Raw genomic sequence first — 18,620 nt, forward strand, 5'->3', positions numbered from 1 at the left:
GATGGGATTCGTGATCCAGATGGCTCCTGGCAAGGCGGCGGAAGGTCGCTCATACCGGGTTGTATTCGGGCCTTCCGACAACGCGGCCAGGGGGCATCTGGGCGCGAATACCACGATCCAAGATCCGCGAGACATGGCCTAGCTGTCCAGGATCGAACGGACCTCGGCCGGGGTGGCGTCGGCCTGGACCTGGCGCTGCTCGCCCGACGCGAGGTCGCGGACCGTGACCGTGCCGGCGTCCCAGTCGTCGCGGCCGACGATCACGATCGCGCGGGCGCCGGACTTGTCCGCGCGCTGGATCTCCTTGCCCAGCTTGCGAATGTCGAGCGGGGTCGAGGTGCGGACACCCGCGCCACGCAGCCCGCGGGCGACCGTCCGGGCGGCGTCGGCCAGCTCGGCCTCGGTCGCGATGACGACCACGTCGATCTCGTTGCGGGCCTCGGGCAGGAGACCGTGCGTGCCGAGGAAGTCGAACAGTGTCACGTCGCCCATGCCGAAACCGAAGCCCGGGATGCGCTGCGCGGAGTACAGCCCGACGAGGTTGTCGTAGCGGCCACCGCCGAACAGGGAGCGCCGGTTGTCCGGGTGGGTGTCGAAGACCTCGAACACGGTGGCGGTGTAGTAGTCGAAGCCGCGCACGATCAGCGGGTCGAACGTGACGAGGTCGGCGGCGGTGGAGTCCAGCACCCGCATGAGCTTGGACTGCTCCTTGACCTCGCCGGGGATCTCGTCGAGCACCGCGCGGCCGGCGGCGAGGACCTCGGTGAGCCGGTCGAACTGCTTGTCGGTGAGGCCCATGGCGGCGGCGTCGGCGGCGAGCTTGTCGGCCGGGTACTTCTCCCAGCGGTCGACGAGCCCGGCGACGTCGCGCACCGCGTCGGCGCCGATGCCGACGACGCCGGTGAGCATGGCGTCGAGCAGGACGCGGTCGTTGACCCGCAGGCGCCACATGTCGGGGGTGGCGCCGATCGCGGCCATGAGGTCGTGGACGAGCTCGAAGAACTCGATCTCGCACGCGGCGCTGTCGGAGCCGAAGACGTCGACGTTGATCTGCCAGTGCTCGCGGACCCGCCCGCGCTGGGGGCGCTCGTAGCGGTGGCAGTTGGGGTGGCTGTACCAGCGGACCGGGAACTGCAGCCGCCCGGCGTTGCCGGCGATCATGCGCGCGACCGACGGGGTCATCTCCGGGCGCAGCGCGAGCCGCCGGTCGCCACGGTCGGTGAGTGTGTAGAGCTGCTGCTCGACGATCTCCCGGCTGGACTTCGCCTCGTAGATCTCCACGGGCTCGAGGATGGGGCCGTCGTAGCGCTGGTAGCCGTACCGCTCGATCACGTCGTAGAGCCGGCCGAACACCTGCGTCCGGACCGACATCTCGGCCGGCAGGAAGTCACGCGTGCCGCGGTAGGGAGCGGTGGGCAAGAACTGGGACACGACACTGAGCCTAACGTTCGACCTTGAACGTTCAGATTGCGGACAGTCACTCGACAGGCGTCACCAGCGTGCGGTCGGTCAGGAACTGCCGGAGGTTGCGCAGCGCGAGCTCGCCCATGGCCTCGCGGGTCTCGTGGGTGGCGCTCGCGATGTGCGGGAACAGGACCACCGAGTCCACGTCCAGCAGCTCCGGCGGGACGTTGGGCTCGTCGGCGTAGACGTCCAGCGCGGCGCCGGCCAGGCGGCCTTCCACCAGGGCGGCCACCATGGCCGGTTCGTCGACCACGCTGCCGCGGGCGATGTTGACCAGGTAGCCGGCCGGGCCCAGGGCGTCGAGCACCTCGGCCGAGACCAGACCGGCGGTGGCGGGGCCGCCCGCGGTGGCGACGACCAGGACGTCGACCTCGGCGGCCAGGGCCACCGGGGACGGCACGTACTGGTAGGACACCCCGCCGACCGGGGTGCGGGAGTGGTAGCTGATCTTCATGTCGAAGCCCTCGAGCCGCCGCGCGATCGCCCGGCCGATGCGGCCGAGGCCCAGGATGCCGACCTGCTTGCCGGACACCTTCGTCGCCAGCGGGTGGTTCCACTCGCCCCGCCGCACGAACCGGTCGGCCGCGGACAGCCTGCGCATCGCGTCGATCAGGCCGCCGACCGCCAGGTCCGCCACGCAGTCGTTCAGCACGTCGGGGGTGTTGCTCACCACGACGCCCCGCGCGCGGGCGTGGGCGAGGTCGGTGGTCTCGTAGCCGACTCCGAAGTGGACGATCGCGCCCAGCTTCGGCATCGCGTCCAGCTGCTCGTTCGTGACCCCGAACCGGGAGCTCGTCACCGCCGCGACGACCTCGTCGCCGTGTGCGGCAAGGAAGCCCGGCCGCTCGAACAGCCGCACCGCCTGGTACCCCTCGGTGAGCGCCCGCTCCACCGACGGCAGCAGCGGGCACACCTGCAGGACACTCATCCAGCCTCCAGACACGGGCGCTTCGGGTCGAACGTCCAGCCCGGCACCAGGTGTCGCATGGCGACGGCGTCGTCGCGCGCGCCGAGCGCCTCGCGACGGTACAGTTCGTGTGCTTCCTCGACCCGGTCCGGATCCAGCTCGACGCCCAGGCCGCCGCCGTCCGGGACCGCGAGCCGGCCGTCCACCACCGGGATCGGCTCGCGGGTGAGCCGCTGGCCGTCCTGCCAGATCCAGTGCGTGTCGATCGCCGTGATGTCGCCCGGCGCGGCCGCGGCGACGTGGGTGAACATCGCGAGCGACACGTCGAAGTGGTTGTTCGAGTGCGACCCCCAGGTCAGCCCCCACGCCTGGCACAGCTGGGCCACCCGCACCGAGCCCCGCAACGTCCAGAAGTGCGGGTCCGCCAGCGGAATGTCCACAGCGGACTGCCGCACCGCGTGCCCGAGCGAGCGCCAGTCCGTGGCGACCATGTTCGTCGCGGTCCGCATGCCGGTCGCGCGGCGGAACTCGGCGAGCACCTCGCGGCCCGAGTAGCCGGCCTCCGCCCCGCACGGGTCCTCCGCGTAGGCGAGGACGTCGCGCAGCGTCCGCGCGCGACGGACGGCGTCGTCGAGCAGCCAGCCCCCGTTCGGGTCGAGGGTGAGGTCGGCGTCGGGGAACCGCGCCGCCAGCGCCGTCATCACCTCGACCTCCTCGTCACCGGGCAGCACGCCACCCTTGAGCTTGAAGTCGGTGAACCCGTACCGCGCCTGCGCCGCCTCGGCCTGCGCGACGATCGCCCCGGCGTCGAGCGCCTCCTGGTTCCGGACGCGGAACCACGGGTCGTCCGATGTGGACTCGTCGCGGTAGCCGAGGTCGGTCCTCGACCGGTCGCCGACGAAGAACAGGTAGCCCAGGGCACGGACCCGGTCCCGCTGCTTGCCCTCGCCCAGCAACGCCGCGACCGGCTGGTCGAGCAGCTGTCCGAGCAGGTCGAGCAGCGCGCACTCGACGGCCGCTTGGACGTGGACGGTGACCCGCAGGTCGAACGTCTGCGCGCCGCGGCCTCCCGCGTCCCGGTCCCCGAACCGCACGGCCACGGCCCGCAGGACCGCGTCGTGGTCGCCGACCCGGGCGCCCACCACCAGGTCCCGGGCCTCTTCCAGGGTCCGGGTGATCGCCGGGCCGCCGGGCACCTCGCCGACGCCGGTACGGCCGTCGGAGTCGGTGACGATCAGCAGGTTGCGGGTGAAGAACGGGCCGTGCGCGCCGCTGAGGTTGAGCAGCATGCTGTCCCGCCCCGCGACCGGGACGACGCGGTAGCCGGTGACGACCGGGACGCTCACTCGGGCGACCCGTCACGCAGCCGGGGTACCGCCAGCGGGTTGCCGTCGCGGAGCTCCTCCGGGAGCAGCGCGTCGGGCACGTTCTGGTAGCTCACCGGGCGCAGGAACCGCTCGATCGCGCGCGTGCCGACCGACGTGGTCGACGGCGCGGACGTCGCGGGGAACGGGCCGTCGTGCACGACCGCGTGACCGACCTCGACCCCGGTCGGCCAGCCGAACAGCACCCGCCCGGCCAGCAGCTCCAGCCGGGGCAGCAACGCGGCCGCGGCCGGGTGGTCGGCGGTGGCGGCGTGCACGGTCGCGGTCAGCTGGCCCTCCAGCGAGTCGAGGATCCGGTCCAGCTCCGCGAGGTCCCGGACCCGCACGACCAGCGACGTCGCGCCGAAGATCTCCTCCTGCAACGTCGGGTCCGCGAGGAACGTCTCGCCGTCGGTGACGTACAGGCCGACCCGCCCGCACTCGGCGATCGCGCCGTCGGTCGCCCCGACCGCCAGCCGGGCCACACCGTCGGCGTAGGACTGCCGGATGCCGGCGGTGAGCATCGCCGCGCCCGGCGCCGCGGACACCGCGCCGGCCACCGCGGCGAGGAACTCGGACGCGTCGCCGACGGCGAACACGAGCCCCGGGCTCGTGCACAGCTGGCCCGCCCCGGTGGTCACCGACGCAACGAAGCCGGCACCCAGCGCGGCGCCGTGCACGTCGGCCGAGCCGATCAGCATCGCGCCGGTGAGCTCCAGGGTCGTGGTCATGCCAGGTTCACCTTCTCGATCAGGGCCTTCAGCGCGCCGAGCTCGGTGGCGGTCAGGTCGGCGAGCGGCGGGCGCACCGGCCCGGCGCCCCGGCCGACCGCGGTGAGCCCGGCCTTCACGATCGACACCGGGTAGCCGGCCCGCCGGTCGCGGATCTCCAGGTACGGCAGCACGAACTCGTCGAGCTTGCGGTAGACGGCCTCCCGGTCGCGGGCGCGCACCGCCGCGTAGAACGACAGCGCCCACTCCGGCGCGAAGTTGAAGATCGCCGAGGAGTAGGTCGTGACACCCATCTCCAGGTACGGCAACGCGTAGGTCTCGGCCGTGGGCAGTCCGCCGACCAGCACCATCCGGCCGGTCAGCCGGGCGTGGATGCGGGTCATGAGGTCCACGTCGCCGATGCCGTCCTTGAACCCGATCAGGTTGGCGCAGCTGTCGGTGAGCTCCCGCACGGCGTCGAAGGTGAACCGCGCGTTGGCCCGGTGGTAGACGATCACGCCGAGCCCGGTCGCCGCGCACACCGCCTTGACGTGCGCGACCAGGCCTTCCTGCGGCACCTCGGTCAGGTACGGCGGCAGCAGGAGCAGCCCCGACGCGCCGGCGGCCTCCGCGTCGCGGGCCATCGCGACGGCCTGCGCGGTGCCGTAGCCCGCCGGGGCGAGCACCAGCTTGTCCGGCGCGACGGCGATCGCGGCCCGCACCGCGCGCGCGACCTCGTCCGGGGTGAGCGCGAAGAACTCCCCCGTGCCGCCCGCCGCGAACAGGCCGGCGACGGGGAACGAGGCCTGCCACGCGATGTGCTCGCGGTAGGCGTCCTCGGCGAACCCGAGATCGGCGGCAGCATGGGTGACCGGGAAGGACAGGAGCCCTGCGCCGAGGGTGTCGCGCAGGGACTCCGGACTTCGCAGCGTCATGGGGCAGACTCCAGGGTCGTCGGGATGCTCTCAGCGTATGGGCGCCTGCGATACCTGTCTAACACCAAGACTGCATTTATTGATACCTTTCAGGCATGCCGTTCACGCTCGAGCAGCTTCGCGGGTTCGTCGCGGTCGCCGAGGAGGGCCACTTCGGCCGGGCCGCCGCACGGCTGCGGATCACCCAGCCGCCACTGTCCCGGCAGGTGCAGAAGCTGGAACGGGCACTGGAGGTCGAGCTGCTGGTCCGCACGCCGCGCGCGGTGCTGCTCACCCCCGCCGGCAAGGCGTTCCTGCCCGAGGCGCGGCGGATGCTGAACCTGGCCGACACCGCGCCGGTCGCGGCCCGCAACGCCGCCCGCGGCACCGCCGGCAGCCTGCGCATCGGGTTCACCGCGATCTCCGCTCTCACCGTGCTCGGCACGTGGATCCGCACGATCGCGAGGAACCTGCCGTCGGTCGAGCTCACGCTCACCGAGATGGTCACTCGCGACCAGGTCGAGGCGCTGCTCGCCGGCGACATCGATGTCGGCCTCGCCCGTGGCGTGCCCGCCTCCGAGGTGCTCGACGTGCGGCTCGTGCACACGGAGAGCGTGATCCTCGCCTGCCCGCGCGGGCACGCGGTCACCGAGCTCGGCCGGCCGCCGTCGCCGGCCGACATCGGCCGCCACGACATGGTCACCTACGCCCCCGTCGCCGCCCGCTACCTGCACGAGCTCGTGATAAGCGTGTTCCACGGCGCCAGTGTCGAGCCGCGCTACGTCCAGCAGGTCGGCCAGGTGCACAGCCTCCTCGCGCTCGTCGACGCCGGCGTCGGGCTGGGCCTCGTGCCCCGCGCCGCCGCCCGGTTGCGGCTGCCCAACCTGGCGTTCACCGAGATCGACGGGATCGCCCCCGACCTCGTCGAGACGCACTGCGTCTGGCGGGTCGAGCACGCCAACCCGGCGCTCGACTCGCTGCTGCGGCTCACCGAACCCGCCTCGTGACGCCTTGCCCACCCGCGCTTACCGTCACCGTCTACAAGTGGAGACCGAATGCGCGTCCATAGACGGCAGCCCTGTCGGCCCCGACAGTCGGCCCGCGGTCCGGTAGCGACGACCCAGACCTCGGAGAGACGATGCGGTCTTCCGTTCCGCCCGGCGCCCACTCGCCAGGACGCTCGCCGCCGTGGCCGTCCCCCGCCATGACCGGGTCGGTCAGCACGACCAACGGGCTTCACCACCGGGGCGGGGTCGGGTCGAAGTCGGTGGCATGCCGGCGGTAGTAGCCGGTGTCGTCGCGTTCGGTTATGCCGCAGGACAAGTACTGCTCGTGCAGCCGGGCGAGCGCGTCCCGGTCGAGCGCGACGCCCAGGCCCGGGCCGGTCGGCACCGCGACCGCGCCGCGCACGAACGCGAGCGCGCCGGGCACGACCACGTCGTCGGCCGCGTGCTTCCACGGCCAGTGCGTGTCGCAGGCGTAGCCGAGGTTCGGCGTCGCGGCGGCGAGGTGGGTCATCGCCGCGAGGCTGATGCCGAGGTGGGAGTTCGAGTGCATCGACAGGCCGAGCCCGAACGTGTCGCAGACGGACGCCAGCACGCGGGAGCGGTTGAGCCCGCCCCAGAAGTGGTGGTCGGACAGCACGACCTGCACGGCGTCCTCCTCGACCGCGGTGCGCACCTGGTCGAACGCGACGACACACATGTTGGTGGCCAACGGCATCGGCACCGCGCGCGCCACCCGGGCCATGCCGGCGATGCCGGTGGTCGGGTCCTCCAGGTACTCGATCACCCCGTCGAGCTCCTCGCCGACCCGGACCGAGGTCGCCACGCTCCACGCGCCGTTCGGGTCGATCCGAAGTGGATGGTCGGGGAACTCCTCGCGCAGCGCCAGGATCGCCGCGACCTCCTGCTCCGGCGGGAACACGCCGCCCTTGAGCTTGATCGCGGTGAACCCGTACTCGTCGACGATCCGCCGGGCCTGCGCGACGAGCTGGTCGGGGTCGAGCGCGGCGCCCCACTCGTCCGGCTCGGCGCCGGGGTGGCCCGCCCACTTGTAGAACAGGTAGGCGCTGTAGTCGACCCGGTCGCGGACCGCGCCGCCGAGGAGGTCGCTCACGGGTCGGCCGATCGCCTTGCCCTGGATGTCGAGGCAGGCCACCTCGAACGGCGACAGCACCCGGTCGGCCGTGCGGCTGCCGGTCACCATCCCACTCATGCCATCCCCTCGCAGGCTCGGTGATGCCGCTCGCGGTCGCCCTGCGTTGAATGACTCGCTCGCAAGCTCGCTCATGCCGTGCCCGCCGGCGCCGGTGTCGGCCACCGCGGCGACACGCCGCGCGACCTCCTGGGTGTGCCACACGTCGACCCCGGTGAGCTGGAGGGCGGCCTTGTGCAGGCGGGCGAGGTGGGCGGCGTCGCCATAGGTCTCGCCGAGCCCGGACAGGCCGGAGTCGGTGACGACCTCGACGATCGCGCGCAGGGCGAACGGCTCGTGCACGCCGACCGTGTTCAGCAGCGGCGGGTCGCGGAACGCCACCGGGGTGACGCGAACGTCCTGGATGCGGTGCGGGTACTCGGCCACGATCCTGAGCCTAACTCACCGATGTCCACATGAGTAGACGCTCGACAGGATCGGAGATGCGCCCTGAACGACGCGTTCAGGGCACTGGACGTCCAATGCGCGTCGTTCAGGGCATGGGTCCTGGAGATGAGTCAGGTGTCGAGAATGCCGAGCTCCACGGAGCCCGCGGACTGCTCGATCGCCTCCCTCGCCCGGCGCAGCGCGGCCACGACGTCCTCCTCCCTGGCCGGGGTGAGCCGGGCGAGCGGCACCGAGCAGCTGATCGCGTCGACGGCCGGCTCGGCGTAGCGCAGCGGCACCGCGAAGCACTTGACGCCCGCGGTGTTCTCCTCGCGGTCGACGGCGTACCCGCGGTCCCGGACCGACGCGAGGTCCTGGCGCAGGGTCGCCGGGTCGGTGATCGTGTGGGTGGTCAGCGGCGCGAGCTCGCCGGGCAGGTGCGCGGCGAGCTCGTCGGCGTCGAGCTCGGCGAGCAGCGCCTTGCCCAGCGCGGTCGAGTACGCGGGCAGCCTGCGGCCGACCCGGCTGTGCGGGCGCAGGTACTGGCCGGACTCGCGGGTGACGAGGTACACGACGTCGCCGCCGGAGAGGCGGCCGAGGTGGAACGTCTCGTCGAGGTGCTCGCCCAGGTTGTCCAGCACCGACTTCGCGATCCGCACGAACGGGTCGGTGTCGAGGTAGGTGGTGCCGGCGAGCAGCGCCCGGATGCCGATGCCGTACAGGGTGCCGGAAGCGTCGGTGCGCACCCAGCCGTGCTTCGTGAGCGTCCGCAGCACGGCGTAGCAGCTGCTGCGCGGCATGCCGAGCGCCTCGCTGAGCTCACGCAGCCGGGCGGGACGGTTGCGCCGGGCCGCGAGGAGCTCGAGCAGCTCCAGGGTTCGGGCCGCCGACTTGACCTCCCGCACGCCGCGCTCGGGCGGGTCCGGGTCCGGGCCGCCGCGTGTGCCGCCGTCCGGTCGCGCGGTCGGTACAGCCATCAATGCCCTCCTGCCGCGGGGTTTTCGACCAGGCAACGCTACCGGCACGGTGCGGGCCCGCGGTGCCAGCCGTCCAGCGTCGATACCCAAACGGAATCGCGTACGCGTCGGCACGGCGTCACCGCGCATGACGTGACGCCCTCGCCGGCTCGGCCCGGGTCACCAGCCGCCAGGCCAGCCAGAACGAGCCGACCAGCGCGGCGGCCGCCACGAGCGGGGCCTTCACCTCGGCCGGCGCCGCGACCGGCCGCAGCGCCAGCGCCAGCAGGATCAGCACCGGGCCCTGGATGACGAACGCGGGGAACGCGGCGCGGGAGCACGCCCCGGCGAACCGGCCGTGCTGGGTGAGGTGCCGCTGGGCGAGACCGAGCAACCACAGCGAGCCCGCGACCACCAGGACGCCCTCGACGATCACGGTGGTCACCGCCTGCCAGGTCCAGCCGCCGAGGAAGGGGCCGATGTCGGCGGCCAGGTCGGTGATGCCGATGGCGATCCCGAGAACCGGCACGAGGCAGAGGGTGACCACCGCGACTATCGTGCTGGCGCGGCGGATGCGGTCGGGGATCTCCCGCGCCCAACCGTGCCGCGCGCAGACCAGGCCGAGCAGGAACATCGCCAGGCACTGCGGCCACTGCCACAGGTGCAGGTCGAAGATCTGCCCGCTCTTGGCCGGGAACCACAGCCGCACCAGGAACGAGCTGACCGCGATGCCGGCGGCCAGCGCGACGAGCCGCCCGGCGCCCGGGGCCGGCGCGTCCTCGTCCGCCGGCCACAACGTGCGCCAGACCGCGTAGCCGATCGAGAACAGCAGCAGCACGAACGCGAACCACAGCGAGCCGGCGTCGAACAGCGGGTACCGGTGGGTCACCACCCACCACACCGACCCGTCGTGTCCGGCGACCCGGTAGGCGAGCCACATCGTCAACGGCCAGATGAGGAACGCGGTCGCCGCCCACGGCAGCCCGAGCCGCAACATCCGGTCGAGGGTGAACCGGCGCAGGCCCTTGCGCTCGAGCGAGCGCGGGGTGAACAGGCCGGCCAGGAAGAAGAACCCGCCGATGACGAACATCCCGGACGGTCCGACGACCGCGACGAGCACGAGCTCCCCCGCCGGGGTGAACGACACCTCGTTCACCTCGTCGTAGGGCCAGCCGCCGACCGCGGTGTAACCGGCGAGGGCATGACCCCCGATCACCCACGCCACCAACGCGGTCTTCACGTTGTCGACCTGCGGTAGGCGCTGCTCGGTCACCTTGCAGACTCTCGCCGACCGACCCGGATCTTGTCCAGACGCCGCGCGGTCAGCGACCGGGCACGATCGCGAGGGTGACGGTGCGGTTGCGGCCCCGGGCGCCGGGGCCGTCGCCCGGGTGGGCCGGTGCGGACTGGTCGGCGCTGGTCACGCTGAACGCGGTGAGCGGGAGCCCGCTGACGTCGGACAGCACCCGCGCGGCGGCGACCGCCCTGGCCACCGCGACGCTCGACCCGCCACTGGTGGGCCCACCCGCGACCGGCACCCCGTGACCGATGACGGTCGCGGTCACCGGCCGGCCGGCGAGCCGCCGGCCCCAGGCGCGCAGGACGTCCCGGCCGGCCGGGGTGAGCCGCGTGCCGTCCGGGCCGAAGAGCCCGTCGTGGAAGACGACCCGCACCTGCCCGTCCCCGCGGCGGACGTCGACCTCCGGGCCGGCGAGCGCGGCGACCCGCTGGGCGGTGCCGTCCTCCGGGGCCCTCCTCTAGCATGCGGTTGGTCTCCGCGAGCGAGGCGACGCGCTTGACCAGCTTCATCGCCTGCCGGCCGAGGTAGGCGTGCTCGACCCGGTAGACCTCGGCGTAGGTGCCTTCACCGAGGCGGCGGCCGACGGTCAGCGTGTCGGTGATCTGGGTTCCCGGCTCCAGCAGCGCCAACGTCCCCCACCCTCGTGCTCGGCTTCTCGTGTGCGGCCGAGTGTGCCGAGGGTTGCTTGGGACCCCTCCCGAGCGGCTACCGGTCGGTCACCTCCGGGCCGCTTCGCGGAGGAGCCCGTCGTCGGCGGTGTCGAGGTACTGGTCGGCCTGCGGTGGCCAGTCGTCGTGGGTCCGCAGTGCCTCGGCGAACCGCTCGGCGTGCAGGACGCGGAACGGGCGGTCGTGGTAGTCGCGGGTCGTGGGGTCGACCGGATCGGTGAGCCCGAGCTCGTTGTGGACGGTGGCGACGTGCTCGTAGGCGGTGACCAGGTGGGCCTCCCGGCCGCGCCAGCCGGCGGCGGTGAGGGCGGCGGTGAGGGCCGGGGTCAGCGTGGCCGCGTCGGGGAGCTGGGCGAAGGCGCTGCCGAGCCACTTGCTGTAAGGCGGGTAGCGCCGGCGCATCAGGAGGCAGAGCCGCATGATGTCCCGGGCGATGCGTGCGGCGACGACGGCGGACCCGAGCTCGTCCCCGACCTCACCGCACCGCCCGACGAACGCCTCTTCCTCGGCGATGCGCTGCCACTGCCCGGCGAGGACGTGGCGCCACCCGTCGTCCGGGTACCAGGCGAGCGCGGCGCGGGCGGCGGTGACCTCGCCGCGGTCGTCGTGGAAGACGGCGTCCGCGGTGGTCTCGGCGAGCGACTGGGTCGGCGTGGCCAGCCAGTGCCGCGGCCGGATCGGCTCCCGCGGGTCGAACCCGAGCTGCCGCCGGAACCAGCTACCGAGGTCGACGATCTGGACGTGGGTGGGGTGGCCGCCGAACCGCTCGGGCAGCCGGCTCGTCGTCGCGGCGGCGTGCTTACGGGTGTCCTCGGGGGTGAGGAAGAGCTGGAGCCGCGCGCCCCAGTCGTGGTCGGTGGAGCGCTCGGTGTCGAACCCCAGCACCTCCGACCCGGTCCCGATCCGCGCCGCGGCGTGTGGGACCCGGATCTCGGGCGCGACGACGTCGCGGTAGTAACGGGCCGACAGCTCCAGACCGGGCACGAACACGGCCGCCATGGTGCCGGGGTCGCCGCTACGAGGCGACCCAATCGGCCCAGGGCCCGTCCGGCGCGAGCTGCCGGAGCACGTCGAGCAGTTGTGGTGGCTCGACCGGGTCGGCGAGCTCGTCGATACCGTCCCAGGCGACCCAGGCGTAGGCGTGCAGGTTGACCTGCTCGTCGGGGAGCAGCCCGCTCCGCCGCGGCTCCGGCCGCTCGATGTCGAAGCGTGCGAGGAAGAACTGCTCCGGCCCGACGTGCCGGGCCCCGTCCCATCGCAGGTCCCGCTCCACGACCGCGAACCCCTCGCCCACGGCCGACGGATCCAACCTGGTCTCCTCGAACAGCTCCCGCCGCGCCGCGTCGAACGGCGTCTCCCCCGGCTCGATCCCCCCACCGGGCGGCTCCCAGAGCCACGCGCCGTTCGAGGGATCCCGCCACCGCAGCAGGAGCACCCGGTCGTCGACGTCGAGACAGATGACCCGAGCAGCCGGCCGCGTCCGCAGAATCTCCACCCCCGACCATAACCACGCCCGGTCGAGAGTGTTGGACTCGCGGGTCGTGAAGGTTGGACTCGCGGGGGGCAAAACTGTGGAGCTGGTCGGCGAGCCTCAGGAGGCGGTGTAGACCGCCGCCTCGACGTCCGGCTCCTTCTCGACCAGGCCGTAGGTCGCCATCTTCTCGCCGAGGAACCGCAGCGAACCGAGGTCGACCCGCTCGCCCCACCGCGGGATGTTGACGGTCGGGGCCAGGTCGGGCGCCAGCTTGGTGATGTCCGGCAGCGCGGCTCGGTACTCATCGGGGTGGTCGGTGATGTACTTCGCCGTCTCCGCCACGGCGGCCTGGAACGCCTCGACCACGGCGGGGTTCTGCTGGATGTACTCCTCGGTCGCGGTGTAGGTGCCGACCGCGAGGTTCGCCATCGACTCGACGTAGGGCCGGATCACCGACCGGGCGCCCTGGCTGCGCGCGATCGTGGCGAACGGCTCGATCACGAACGCGGCGTCCACCTGGTGCTTCTCGACCGCCGCCGGCATGTCCGGGAACGGCATCGCGATGAGCTTGACCGAGGAGACGTCGACGCCGGTGTCCTCGAGGCTCGCCTTGAGCGTCACCTCGCTGACGTTCTTGAGCGTGTTGACGGCGACCGTCCTGCCGGCCAGGTCCTTCGGTGTCTCGATTGGACTGTCCTTGGCGACGATGACGGCGGAGAAGTCCTTGTCCGGGTCGGCGCCGACCGACGTGCCCGGTGCGATGATCTGCACCGGCAGGCCGGCGTCGCGGGCGAGCAGGACGGACACGATGTTGGACCCGCCGATCTGCATCTCGCCGGAGACCAGGTTGGGGATGATCGCGGCGCCGCCCTCCTGGGGTACCAGGTTCACGTCGAGCTGGTGCTTGTCGAAGATCCCCTTCCCCTCGCCGAACGCGATGAACGAGGCCGGGGCGCCCTGGATGTCGCCGACCTTGATCGAGACCGGGGCCTCCAGGCTCGGGCCGGCCTGGCCGCTCGGCTCGCTGCCTCCGCCGCAGCCGGCCACCGCGAGCAGCAGCGCCGTGCCGAGCAGCGCGAACATGGAACGCCGTGCCATGAGGACCGCCTCCTTTGCTACAGGCCGAGCAGCCGGCGCGCGTTGCCGTGGAAGATCGCGGCGCGCTGGTCGTCGTCGAGCCCGATCTCCTCGATGTTCGCGATGGTCGCCCGGATGTAGCCGGGCCCCTTCTCCGGGTCGAACGGGCTGTCCGAGCCGAACAGGACCCGGTCTGCGCCGAAGAAGTCGATCGTGCACCGCAGCGCGTGCGCCGCCCCGAACATCGCGGTGTCGGCGTAGAACATCCGGAAGTAGTCCAGCGGCCGGCGCGACAGCGGGTATCCCTCGACGAGCTCGCGCTGGCCGTCCGGCGTGCGCTCGCCGAGCTGGTCCCAGCCGGGGCCGACCCGCCCGGAGAAGTGCGGCACCATGCTGCCGCCGTGATGGATCAGGAACTTCAGCGTGGGGTGCCGCTCGAGCACGCCGCCGAACACGATCCGCGCCATGAACGCGGAAAGGTCGTACTCCCAGCCGAAGGTCCACCAGATCTCGTACCGGGACCGTTGCTCGGTCGGGTAGTCCGGCCAGTCCGCGTTGCGGCACGGGTGCACCTGGACCATGCGGTCGAGCTCGGCCATCTTCGCGTAGAACGGTTCGAAGCGCTCGTCGTCCATCGGGTGGCCGTGCACGTGCGTGTAGATCTGCGCGCCGAGCGCGCCGAGTTGGGTGCACGCGTACTCGGCCTCGGCGACGGCGGCCTCGGTGTCGTCCATCGGCACGCACGCCATGAAGCCGGCGAACCGGTCGGGGTGGCGCTCGACCAGCTCGGCCAGTGCCTCGTTGCCGATCCTGGCCATCTCCCGGGAGACCGCCGGCGAGCCGAGGTCCTCAACCGGCGGCGCGCAGACGTTGATGATCTGGCGGTAGTTCTCGAACTCGTCCATCTGCCTGAACCGGACGTCGAGGTCGACCAGCGAGGGGACCTTCGAGACGCGGCGGCGGATGTTCGCCGCTGCTGGCGAGGTCTCCATGCCGAAGAAGCGGTCATAGTACGCCTTCGGCATGGTGTGGCAGAACGCGTCGATCTTCTCCACGAGCGGACCTCGTTGTTCGCATAGAGAACAGATGTTCGCAGGGCGGCGGACACCGGAACAATAGGCATCACGCCGCACGACGTCAACAAGAGGCCGCAGGTAGGCCGGTGAATGCCCGCCGTGATCACGGCTTGCCGCACACCTGACACGCGTCCACGTCGCAGATCGTAGGCGAGCGAACGCCCCCAACGCGCGGAACCGGCGCTTACCGCCACACGTCATGGAAGGTGGCGATATCCGAGTGACCCATCATCGCGCGTCCACAGTCCGTCGGGAGCTCGGCGTGCTGTTCTGGCTCTGTGCCGTCATTGCCATGTGTTCGGCGTTCGTCGTGCTCGGGCTGCGCCCTGGGCTGGTACAAGGTATCGGGCGTCCTGGTGATCGTCGGCGCGGTGTGGGTTGGCGTCACGATGAGCCAGTTGCTGATCGACAAGAGCCGGCAGGCTGACCTGGAGGAGCTGTTCGGCTACCGCGAGGTCAAGGTGGTCGAGCCGGACGGGCCCGACAAGGACGCCCGGACGACGATGAGTCTGGGGTCGCGGTACTTCGAGGCGACCCGGGAGCGGCTCGACGCGCTCGAGGGCGTCGACGCCGAGCTCATCGTGGCGGTAAAGGCCCGGGGTCGAGGATGTGTCCGTGGACGAGGCCAGGTCACCGTGACGGTGTGGAGATCTTGCGACGCGGTAACGCGATACGGCTGCCGATGCCCAGCTCGCGAGCCTTGGGCGCGTAGCGCGGCCATCGGTCCTCGACGGTGTCGATGTCGTCGATCCGGTAGACCATCTGGACGTGCTGCCGGGTGCTGTCCAGGCACGGGCCCTCGCCGAGCTCGACCTGGATCCGGTCGGACTCGCAAGCGGCGTCGGCGGTGGCGGCGAGCGTGCGCGGCCGGCCGCCCTCCACCGCGAGCAGGCCGGCGAACTCGCATACCTCCACGAGCGACACGGCGTGCGTCACGATGCGATCGAGCGTGTCCTGCACCGTGTCCTGGCCGAGCAGGTCACGCGCCATCTGCGCCAACGACGTCGCCAGCGACTCGGCCCCGCGGTCCCGAGCCATACCCCTGGTTCCTTCGGTCCGGCTGTCCGGACCAAGGGTAATCGTTGCGCAACCGACGCAGGGGGTGAAACCTCACCAGGGCACGACGCCGGCCGTCGCGTGGTCGTCGTCGCCGAAGAAGCCGCCGGTCGGGCCGTCCGCGGCGAGCAACGCCAGCCGGACCGGGACCTCGGCGCCCCGCTCGACCGTGCGCACGCCGTCGCGTTCCGCGTCGAGGCCGTTGAGGTCGGTGCCGACGAGGCCCGGGTTGGCGGCGTTGACGAGGACTCCCTTGGGGCGCAGCACATTCGCGTACAGAACGGTGAGCGCGTTGAGCGCTGCCTTGGACGAGCTGTAGGCCAGCAGGTGCCGGGTGGACACCGGGCTCGCCGGGTCACTCATGAGGGTGAGCGAGCCGAGCGGGCTGGACATGTTGACCACCCGACTGCCCTCCCGCAGCAGCGGGATCGCCGAGCGGGTCACGCTCGCCACGCCGAACACGTTCACCGCGTAGGCCCGGCGCAGCACGTCCGCCCCGATCCGCTCCGGCGCGACGCCCCACTCGACCGCCACGCCGGCGTTGTTGACCAGCACGTCGAGCCGGCCGTGCGCCTGCTCGACCCGCTTCGCCGCGGCGGCCACCGAGTCCTCATCGGTGACGTCGAGGTGGACGAACCGCACATCGCCGTCGGTCTGTTCGGCGGCCGCCCGGCCGCGGTCCTCATCGCGGGCGCCGAGGTAGACGGTGAACCCCTCGACCGCGAGCCGCCGGACGATCTCCTTGCCGATCCCCTTGTTCGCGCCGGTCACCAGCGCGATCTCTCCGTTGCGCATGCCCCCAGTCCACCGGCGGCCAGGCCCCGCGCGGAAGGACCGGCCGGGTCCCGCGGTATACCCTGCGGGTATGGCGGATCTGGAGGTGCGCGAGCTGCGCTACTTCCGCGCGGTCGCGCGGGAGCGGAGCCTGTCCGGGGCGGCGGCGCTGCTCGGCATGGCGCAGCCACCGCTGTCCAGGGCGATCTCGCGGCTGGAGCGGCGGCTCGGCGTGCGGCTGTTCGAACGGGACAACCGAGGCGTCACGCTCACCCCGGCCGGGGACACACTCCTGGCCGAGGCCGAGCGGGTGCTGGACGCGGTGTCGGCCGCCGCGCACCGGACCCGGCGGGCGGCACTGGACACGCCGACGCTGGTCGCGACGGCCAAACCGGGCATCGCGTCGGCGCTGCTCACCCGGATCGTCGAGGCCTACCGGTCGCAGCCGGCCGCCGCGTCGGTGGAGATCCTGGTCAGCGGCTACGGCGAGCAGGCAGGCCTGATCCGGTCCGGCCGGGTGGACCTCGCGCTCGTCGGGTCGCCGCGGACCGATCCCGACCTGGACGCCGAGCCGCTGGTCACCGAGCCGCGGGTGGCCGCCCTTCCGGCCGCGCACCCGCTCACCGCGCGGCCCGCGCTGTCGGTGGCCGACCTCGCAGGCGAGCCGATGCCCCTCTGGCAGAACGCGACACCCGACGAGCTCGACTACTGGGCCGGCCGCGACCGCGTGCCCTCCTCGCTTCCGGTGACCGGTCCGTCCATTCAGGACAGCTCGCAGCTGGTCGAGGTCGTCGCGCTGGGCCAGGCGGTCGCGCTGGTCCCGTCCTCACTCGCCGCCCGCAACCAGCGCCAGGACGTCGTCTACCGGCCGGTCCACGACGCGAGCCCGTACGTGATCGCGATCGCGTGGGCGGCGGGCGCGCGGAGCCGCTGGCTCGCCGGGTTCGTCCGGGTCGCCACGTCCTTCGGCTCACTCGAGCACATCGCCTAGTAGTGCTTTTGTCAGGTCGTTGTGTGCCAAGGGAAGGGGCGTTGGCAGGTGTGGCATGCGCCGGCCATGACGACGGGGAGTTGTTGCAGTTCGCGGAGAACTGCGCAGCCGGTGAGGCCGGCGCAACCGCTCTTGGGTCGAGTCGCAGCAGGGTGCAGAACGCTTGGGCGAGTGTGAGCACGCGGTAGTCGTGTTCGATCCGCCAGCAGTGGCGTGCGGACGCGGATGGCCAGGACGTGCGCATCGACGCGGTCGGATTCGGTGTGGTCGTGCGAGTGTCTTTCCGCCGGCCACGAAGGGTGGAAGGTGGATCTCGCCCTTGGGCCGCTGATCCGACCGCGACATACCACCCAGCATCCGAGCGGCGGACTCCACCAACCGAGGACGTATCCGCTTCGGAGCCAGATTCTGATCGAGAGCGCGTCCGATCTCGGACTCGACCACGACAGTCTACTTAGGATGTTCGGGCCTGTCGATGTCGAGGCGTAGCTTCACCCCAGGTAGCCTCACCCGACTGCCAAGATCCGCGGAGCACGCCTTCGCCCGAAGCTGAAGGACCGGCACGACCCGTACTGCCAGCGATCAGAAGGGTGGTGGTGCGGGTTCGGGGTGAGTGAGGGGTTCTGGTGTGTGGGGGTAGCGGAAGCCGCAGGGTGAGATCCATTCCAGGGTGCTGCCGCGTTTGATGATCTTCCAGCCGCCGAAGGTCTTACCGCGGTGGTGGCTGCGGCAGGCGGGGTGCACGTTGTGTTCGTCGGTCGACCCCACCGGGAATGGCTCGCGATGATCCAAATCGCACTGCGCGGCGGGGCGGACACAACCGGGCCCCGTGCAGGTCGGCATGGCGGCCTGGATGTGGTCACGCAACGCGGCGGGTGGGGTGTAGCGGCGCCGTCCCACGTCCAGGACTCGGCCGGTGGCGGGTTCGGTGAGGATCCGTCGCCAGGTCGCGTCGGTTTGGTAGGCGAGGTCGAGGGCTTGTTGGGCGGCGATGTCGCCGTACCCGACCAGATGCCCGGGGGTGTTGTCCACCCCGAGCGCGGCGCGGGCCGGCAACGTGACCTGAACGATCACCTTGGCGTGTTCGAAGTCCTCGCCGGCCAGCAGGTCGAGGGCGACATCGGAGCGGAGTTGGTCGAGGGTGCGGCCGTCGGCGCCGCCGGTGTCGCGGAGCTGGTGGGCGATCGCGTCCACTCGTTTCGCTGCCACCTGGATCCGCGCCGCCGGGCCGTGCACGGTGAGCGCGGCGCAACCGTCCTCGGTCGGATACGCATCGACCCGCCGCTGCGCCACCCGCTTCTCGTGC

General features: G+C 71.9%; 17 protein-coding genes and 1 pseudogene. 2 read left to right on the plus strand and 16 right to left on the minus strand.

Annotation, left to right across the window (positions count from 1 at the left end):
• Positions 1 to 138: 138 nt before the first annotated feature.
• Genes hisS through GEV28_RS34980 form a run of 5 tightly spaced genes read right to left on the minus strand, consistent with a single transcriptional unit; the run spans position 139 to position 5,380 of the window.
• Positions 139 to 1,431, minus strand: coding sequence for a histidine--tRNA ligase (hisS, locus tag GEV28_RS34960; RefSeq protein ID WP_291417388.1), 1,293 nt, complete (start codon positions 1,429 to 1,431; stop codon positions 139 to 141).
• A 46-nt stretch (positions 1,432 to 1,477) separates the two neighbouring features.
• Positions 1,478 to 2,392 (minus strand): 2-hydroxyacid dehydrogenase, encoded by a 915-nt coding sequence (locus GEV28_RS34965; protein WP_291417390.1) that lies wholly within the window; start codon positions 2,390 to 2,392, stop codon positions 1,478 to 1,480.
• Complete coding sequence (locus GEV28_RS34970) at positions 2,389 to 3,717, minus strand: enolase C-terminal domain-like protein (RefSeq protein ID WP_291417392.1); 1,329 nt, start codon at positions 3,715 to 3,717, stop codon at positions 2,389 to 2,391. Before GEV28_RS34970 ends, GEV28_RS34965 begins: the two co-directional genes overlap by 4 nt.
• Positions 3,714 to 4,466, minus strand: coding sequence for a hypothetical protein (locus GEV28_RS34975; RefSeq protein ID WP_291417394.1), 753 nt, complete (start codon positions 4,464 to 4,466; stop codon positions 3,714 to 3,716). The genes GEV28_RS34970 and GEV28_RS34975 overlap by 4 nt, the downstream gene beginning before the upstream one ends.
• On the minus strand, positions 4,463 to 5,380 hold the full coding sequence (locus tag GEV28_RS34980) for a 5-dehydro-4-deoxyglucarate dehydratase (RefSeq protein WP_291417396.1): 918 nt from the start codon (positions 5,378 to 5,380) through the stop codon (positions 4,463 to 4,465). Before GEV28_RS34980 ends, GEV28_RS34975 begins: the two co-directional genes overlap by 4 nt.
• Positions 5,381 to 5,475: 95 nt before the next feature.
• Here GEV28_RS34980 and GEV28_RS34985 point away from each other — a divergent pair, with 95 nt between their 5' ends.
• The gene (locus GEV28_RS34985; protein ID WP_291417398.1) at positions 5,476 to 6,366 is read left to right on the plus strand and encodes a LysR substrate-binding domain-containing protein; all 891 of its coding nucleotides are present in this window, start codon (positions 5,476 to 5,478) and stop codon (positions 6,364 to 6,366) included.
• Positions 6,367 to 6,595: 229 nt separating this feature from the next.
• Here GEV28_RS34985 and GEV28_RS34990 read toward each other — a convergent pair whose 3' ends face one another.
• From GEV28_RS34990 to GEV28_RS35035, 10 genes are all read right to left on the minus strand, one after another.
• On the minus strand, positions 6,596 to 7,942 hold the full coding sequence (locus GEV28_RS34990) for a glucarate dehydratase family protein (protein WP_291417400.1): 1,347 nt from the start codon (positions 7,940 to 7,942) through the stop codon (positions 6,596 to 6,598).
• 131 nt (positions 7,943 to 8,073) lie between these two features.
• Positions 8,074 to 8,919, minus strand: a complete 846-nt coding sequence (locus GEV28_RS34995; protein ID WP_291417402.1) for an IclR family transcriptional regulator — start codon at positions 8,917 to 8,919, stop codon at positions 8,074 to 8,076.
• 118 nt (positions 8,920 to 9,037) lie between these two features.
• The gene (locus tag GEV28_RS35000) at positions 9,038 to 10,171 is read right to left on the minus strand and encodes an acyltransferase (protein WP_291417403.1); all 1,134 of its coding nucleotides are present in this window, start codon (positions 10,169 to 10,171) and stop codon (positions 9,038 to 9,040) included.
• A gap of 49 nt (positions 10,172 to 10,220) precedes the next feature.
• Positions 10,221 to 10,571 (minus strand): hypothetical protein, encoded by a 351-nt coding sequence (locus GEV28_RS35005; protein ID WP_291417405.1) that lies wholly within the window; start codon positions 10,569 to 10,571, stop codon positions 10,221 to 10,223.
• Between the two features lie 343 nt (positions 10,572 to 10,914).
• Positions 10,915 to 11,865, minus strand: a complete 951-nt coding sequence (locus GEV28_RS35010) for a DUF4037 domain-containing protein (RefSeq protein WP_291417407.1) — start codon at positions 11,863 to 11,865, stop codon at positions 10,915 to 10,917.
• Positions 11,866 to 11,881: 16 nt separating this feature from the next.
• Complete coding sequence (locus GEV28_RS35015; RefSeq protein WP_291417409.1) at positions 11,882 to 12,361, minus strand: NUDIX domain-containing protein; 480 nt, start codon at positions 12,359 to 12,361, stop codon at positions 11,882 to 11,884.
• Between the two features lie 96 nt (positions 12,362 to 12,457).
• The gene (locus tag GEV28_RS35020; RefSeq protein ID WP_291417412.1) at positions 12,458 to 13,438 is read right to left on the minus strand and encodes an ABC transporter substrate-binding protein; all 981 of its coding nucleotides are present in this window, start codon (positions 13,436 to 13,438) and stop codon (positions 12,458 to 12,460) included.
• A 17-nt stretch (positions 13,439 to 13,455) separates the two neighbouring features.
• Positions 13,456 to 14,472 (minus strand): amidohydrolase family protein, encoded by a 1,017-nt coding sequence (locus tag GEV28_RS35025; protein WP_291417414.1) that lies wholly within the window; start codon positions 14,470 to 14,472, stop codon positions 13,456 to 13,458.
• Between the two features lie 651 nt (positions 14,473 to 15,123).
• Entirely contained in the window at positions 15,124 to 15,531 is a 408-nt protein-coding gene (locus GEV28_RS35030; protein WP_291417416.1) for a hypothetical protein, read from the minus strand.
• Between the two features lie 72 nt (positions 15,532 to 15,603).
• The gene (locus GEV28_RS35035; protein WP_291417418.1) at positions 15,604 to 16,344 is read right to left on the minus strand and encodes an SDR family oxidoreductase; all 741 of its coding nucleotides are present in this window, start codon (positions 16,342 to 16,344) and stop codon (positions 15,604 to 15,606) included.
• Between the two features lie 70 nt (positions 16,345 to 16,414).
• On the opposite strand from GEV28_RS35035, the gene GEV28_RS35040 reads away from it, so the two are divergent.
• Positions 16,415 to 17,314, plus strand: coding sequence for a LysR family transcriptional regulator (locus GEV28_RS35040; RefSeq protein WP_291417420.1), 900 nt, complete (start codon positions 16,415 to 16,417; stop codon positions 17,312 to 17,314).
• 582 nt (positions 17,315 to 17,896) lie between these two features.
• Here GEV28_RS35040 and GEV28_RS35045 read toward each other — a convergent pair.
• A pseudogene (locus GEV28_RS35045) lies at positions 17,897 to 18,620 on the minus strand (hypothetical protein); the annotation flags it as partial.

The organism is Actinophytocola sp. (assembly GCF_009379765.1).
In the GTDB taxonomy this organism is placed as follows: domain Bacteria; phylum Actinomycetota; class Actinomycetes; order Mycobacteriales; family Pseudonocardiaceae; genus Actinophytocola.